The organism is Polaromonas sp. P3_C2 (genome assembly GCF_056402675.1).
This window is the reverse complement of sequence record NZ_JBFUGX010001207.1, coordinates 1-636: the sequence shown is the minus strand read 5'-3', so window position 1 is coordinate 636 and position 636 is coordinate 1. Positions and strand designations below refer to the sequence as shown.

Annotated in this window: 2 protein-coding genes; both read right to left on the bottom strand. The window is 60.1% G+C overall.

The genetic code is table 11. The features are described from left to right. Positions 1–384 (bottom strand): ATP-binding cassette domain-containing protein (locus AC1DWI_RS25625; RefSeq protein WP_477726251.1); only part of this gene is annotated, 384 nt, incomplete at its 3' end. Continuing rightward, positions 381–636, bottom strand: a 256-nt coding sequence (locus tag AC1DWI_RS25620; protein WP_477726250.1) for an alpha/beta fold hydrolase, incomplete at its 5' end; no start/stop codon positions are given. The genes AC1DWI_RS25620 and AC1DWI_RS25625, both read right to left, overlap by 4 nt.

The following is a 636-nucleotide window of genomic DNA, read 5'->3' as shown; positions in this document are numbered from 1 at the left end:
GCGCTGTGCCACCTCCAGCAATCTGGCGCGGGCTGCGCTGCGGCGTGAAAACAGCTGCCACAGCGGCTCGTCGCCCAGCATCACGTTGTCGAGCACGCTGAGGTTGTCGGCCAGTGTGAAATGCTGGTGCACCATGCCAACGCCGGCTGCCAGCGCGGCCTTTGGGTTGCCGGGCGGCAGCGGCTGGCCAAAGATTTCGATATCACCTTCGTCGGCTGTGTAGTGGCCGAAGAGGATGGACACCAGCGTGGACTTGCCGGCACCGTTTTCACCAAGCAGCGCGAGGATTTCGCCGCTGTGCAGCTCGAGCGAAATCGCGTTATTGGCAACCAGCGGGCCGAAGCGTTTGGTGATGCCACTGAGGCGAAGAACCGGGGCAGTCATGACGAGGCAGACCCCAGCTTGCGGCAGAACGACTGGATGGCCAACGCGGCGGGAGCTGGTGAGACTTGCAAAAGGCAATGCGGACCTTCTATTTTCACGATCTCTATGGACGGAAGGTCTTGCTTCAGAGATTGCGCGGCAGATGCAGGAACCACCTGATCCTGCGTTGCCTGCAGATACATCACCGGCACGTGGAGCTGTTTGAGTTTATCCCTCACATTCACATGAAGAACCTCTTGAGTTCGCTTGGCC